The sequence below is a fragment of the Alteromonas sp. BZK5 genome (assembly GCF_014349115.1).
In the GTDB taxonomy this organism is placed as follows: domain Bacteria; phylum Pseudomonadota; class Gammaproteobacteria; order Enterobacterales; family Alteromonadaceae; genus Alteromonas; species Alteromonas macleodii.
In genome coordinates this window covers 1-4,714 of the sequence record NZ_JACSOE010000146.1, presented here as the reverse complement: position 1 = coordinate 4,714, position 4,714 = coordinate 1, and the positions used below count along the sequence as shown (strand labels likewise).

2 protein-coding genes are annotated in these 4,714 nt (G+C 46.9%); one reads left to right on the top strand and one right to left on the bottom strand.

All coding sequences use genetic code 11. The features are described from left to right. On the top strand, nucleotides 1-1,877 hold a 1,877-nt coding region (locus tag BIZ39_RS20215; protein ID WP_187447885.1), incomplete at its 5' end, for an ATP-binding protein. A gap of 212 nt (nucleotides 1,878-2,089) precedes the next feature. Here the strand turns inward: BIZ39_RS20215 and BIZ39_RS20210 are convergent. Beyond that, nucleotides 2,090-4,714 (bottom strand): valine--tRNA ligase (locus tag BIZ39_RS20210; protein WP_187447884.1); only part of this gene is annotated, 2,625 nt, incomplete at its 5' end.

Sequence of the window (4,714 nt, the reverse complement as noted above, 5' to 3'; positions counted from 1 at the left end):
CCACAGACTCTGAAATTGCGACTCAACGCACCTACATACTGGCTGAAAGCACACAGCGTAACGGAGAGTTATTTTCTCTTGTTGCCATTCTACTCGCCCTCTCAGCCGCGCTGTTTGCCATGTTTCGCATATTGGGCCCTATCCGCTCTATCACTCAAGTTTTCAACAAGCTTGCCCAAGGCGTACAAATTTCCAATATTCCTGGCAGCAGCCGAAAAGATGAGATTGGCAAGCTAGCAAAAGCGGCGCTCGTTTTTAGTGATAAAAACCGAGAGACAGAAAAACTGCTAGGTGAAGCAAGAACCATGAACTCGCAGCTTGAAAGCTTAAATAAAGCGATTACTGAGGCGAAAATAAAAGCGGAGCAAGCAACCGCGTCAAAGAGTATGTTTTTAGCCAATATGAGTCATGAAATCCGCACGCCGATGAATGGTATTATCGGACTAATAGAACTGGCGCAACAGCAAGAGCTGTCCACTACTGTTAAAGGGTATCTCGACAAGGCAGCGTATTCAGGGCAAATATTACTGAGCGTAATTAACGATATTCTCGACTTCTCAAAAATTGAAGCGGGTAAATTGAAGATTGAGGAAGTGAGCTTTTCTTTGCATTCACTGTTCGACAACCTCATTGCAGTCATTGCACTACGCGCAAAAGAAAAGAACTTATCGGTGCACTTTACGGTAAATCCAAAGATACCTCCGCAAGTAATTGGCGACCCACTGCGTATCGCGCAAATAATTATGAATATAGGCAACAATGCTGTGAAGTTCACCGAGCAAGGGCGTATAGATATTGAGTTTGACGGCAACTTGAACGAAAAAGGGAACGTGTTAAACCTTACCATGCGAATCACCGATTCCGGCATAGGTATGAGTGCAGCCCAGCTAGATAGAATATTTAATCCTTTCACTCAAGCAGACGGTTCAACCAACAGAAAATATGGCGGTACCGGCCTAGGCCTTGCGATTGTAAGCCAGCTTACTGAACTTATGAACGGCCGCCTTGATGCCACTTCTACTATGGGAAAAGGCAGTACGTTTGAAGTTGAACTACCGCTGAAAGCATTCAAAAACCAACCAGGCGTGCTTGAACAAACACCTCAGCTACCTGTTGATAGCCTTTATGTTACTGAAGTAGCATTGCTGCCTGCGGCGTATTGCAACCAGATACAGCTGCCGACTAAATCAACGCTATCAATAGAAGAAGCCAAAAATATCGCCGCTTTACCTGAACATATCATTGTAGATATCCATGAGTTCAGTGAATTCAGACAGAATATTGCTTGGTTAAACGCCTTATTAGAAAAAGGGAAGTCGGTAGGCCTGGTAATGGAGAGTGCAGGCAGCGCGCTACAAGCTAAATATGACACGCTATGGAGAGGCCCACTTATCATGCATCCATTCACACCTGCGCAATTTGAGCGTTTTGTTCATCAGGTGATATCTAAAGATGCAAGTTATGACGGACATCATTTCAGTGAAGAAGCCGAAGCAACGTCACTAGAAGGCCACGTTCTATTAGTGGAAGACAACAATATAAATCAACTCGTCACCGGAGAAATGCTTACCAATCTTGGGCTTACTTTCGATATTGCAGAAGACGGCAAGCAAGCCGTGCAAAAAGTAGAAAATGCCCCGCAGTACGACCTAATATTGATGGATGTACAAATGCCGGTGATGGACGGTTATGAGGCAACCACACAACTCCGCGAAAAAGGCTTTACTGGCGTACCTATTATCGGCCTTTCGGCCAATGCAATGAAGGAAGATAAACAAAGCGCGATAGACGCGGGTATGAACGACTATCTCACCAAGCCGATAAAGCAAAAATCATTGATAGGCATGTTAAAACAGTACTTAGGCAAACAGCGCTAAACGCGAACGTAAAGATAAGTTCTTATACCAATTCGCATAAATAATTGCCCGCTCAGTAGGCGCTGGCAAGCTTCCTAGCGAAGTGTGGGAATGCAGGAACGGCTTCGAACAAACGCGCTACGTGTAGGGCCTGTTCAATTGCTAATAAAAAAGGGTTACCTTTCGGTAACCCTTCTAATTTGTATCGATACCCCCCGTTTTAGGGGCTGCACTTAAAGCGCTTTAATGGTCTCGAACTGCTCTTTAAGTTTGGCTAGGGCTTTTTCACCCTCTTCCAACTTAGCCCGTTCCTTTTCAATTACCGCTTCTGGCGCATTACTTACGAACTTCTCATTACCCAACTTGCCACGAGTACGAGATACATCTTTCTCGATTTTCTCCATGGCTTTAGTAATACGAGCAAGCTCTGCGTCCTTGTCGATAAGCCCTGCCATTGGGATAAGAATTTCCATCTCGCCCACAAGCGCTGTTGCACTGGCTGGCGCTTCTTCACCGTCTTTTAATATAGTTACGGTTTCAAGCTTAGAAAGCTTATCGAGGAATGCCTTAGCCGCATCAAGACGACGCGCGTCTTCGTCGCTTACGTTTTTAAGTAGCGCATTAAGTGGTTTGTTTGGCGAGATATCCATTTCACCACGGATATTACGAATACCCACGATAAACTTCTTCACCCACTCGATATCAGCAAGTACTTTGTCGTCTTGTTTCGCTGCATCTACTTCAGGGAATGCCTGAACCATAATGCTTGCGCCCTCTTCCACTTTAAGTGCACTTAGTGGCACAACGCGCTGCCAAATAGTGTCGGTGATAAATGGCATGAGCGGATGCAACAAGCGAAGCAAGCTTTCAAGTACGTTAATAAGCGTATGACGTGTGCCGCGCTTTTCAGCTTCGGTGCTGGCGTCATTGTTAAGCACTGGCTTAGTAAGTTCTAGATACCAGTCACAGAACTGGTTCCAGGTGAACTCGTAAACGGTTTGCGCAGCAATGTCGAAACGGTAGTCTTCAAGCGCTTTTTCAAATTCAACCAGCGTTTGTTGGAACTTAGCCCAAATCCAGCGATCGGCCATGCTAAGTACCATTTCACCACCGTCGCGACCTGTATCGTGCTCTTCTGTGTTCATCAATACGAAACGCGATGCATTCCAAATTTTGTTACAGAAGTTGCGGTAGCCTTCAACACGGGCCATGTCAAAGTTGATATCGCGGCTGGTTGACGCCATAGCGGCAAAGGTAAAGCGCAATGCGTCTGTACCGTAGGCCTGAATACCATCAGGGAACTGTTTACGGGTACGCTTGGCAATCTTTTCAGCAAGCTGAGGCTGCATCATGCCCGCGGTGCGTTTAGTGACTAGCGACTCAATATCAATACCGTCTATCAAGTCGATTGGGTCGAGCACGTTGCCCTTCGACTTTGACATTTTATCACCGTTCTCATCGCGGATAAGGCCGGTAATATAAATATCTTTAAACGGAATCTTGCCAGTGAACTTCTTGGTCATCATGATCATTCTGGCAACCCAGAAGAAGATGATGTCAAAGCCAGTTACTAGCACTGAAGACGGTACAAAGGTTTCAAGATCTGGCGTTTCTTCTGGCCAGCCCATGGTCGCGAACGGCCATAGCGCACTTGAGAACCAGGTATCAAGAACATCGTCATCTTGTGAAAGGGTTACGTCACTGCCAAGGCCGTGCTTTTCGCGTACTTCTTCTTCGGTGCGGCCAACAAAAACGTTACCGTTTTCGTCGTACCACGCTGGAATGCGGTGTCCCCACCACAGCTGACGTGAAATACACCAGTCTTGAATGTTGTGCATCCACTGGTAGTAAGTCTTGTTCCAGTTCTCTGGCACAAAACGGATTTCGCCGCTTTCAACCGCTTCAATTGCAGGCTTAGCAAGAGACTCAACGGCTACATACCACTGGTCAGTTAGGTAGGGTTCAATTACCGCACCCGTTCTGTCGCCGCGCGGCACTTTAAGCTTGTGCGGCTCAATCTTAACCAATGCGCCTTGTGCGTCTAAATCAGCAACAATTTGCTTACGGGCGTCGAAGCGATCTAAACCGCGATACGCTTCTGGCGCTTCGTCGTTAATTTTCGCATCGTCGGTAAGAATGTTGATCATAGGCAAGTTATGACGCTTACCCATATCGTAGTCGTTGAAGTCGTGAGCAGGCGTGATTTTAACGCAACCTGTACCGAATTCTTGATCTACATAGTCATCGGCGATAACCGGAATCAAACGGCCAGTAATCGGTAGCTTAATTTCTTTGCCGATAAAGCCTTGATAACGCTCGTCATCTGGGTGTACCGTAACCGCTGTATCACCTAGCATGGTTTCAGGGCGCGTTGTCGCAACCACTAGCTCACCGCTACCATCTGCAAGTGGATAGCGCATGTGCCACATGTGACCGTCTTCTTCTTCGTTCAGTACTTCAAGATCAGATACTGCAGTGTGAAGCACTGGATCCCAGTTAACCAAACGCTTACCACGGTAAATAAGGCCTTCTTCGTGTAGTTTAACGAACACTTCCGTTACGGCTTTAGACAGGTCTTCGTCCATGGTGAACACTTCGCGAGACCAGTCAGGTGACGTACCTAGACGGCGCATTTGACCGGTGATCGTTCCGCCGCTGTGCTCTTTCCATTCCCACACTTTTTTGATGAAGTCTTCGCGACCTAAATCGTGGCGCGTCTTGCCTTGTGCGTTAAGTTGGCGTTCTACCACCATTTGGGTAGCAATACCGGCGTGGTCAGTACCCACTTGCCATAGCGTATTGTCGCCCTTCATGCGGTGATAACGGGTTAAGGCGTCCATAATGGTTTGCTGGAAACC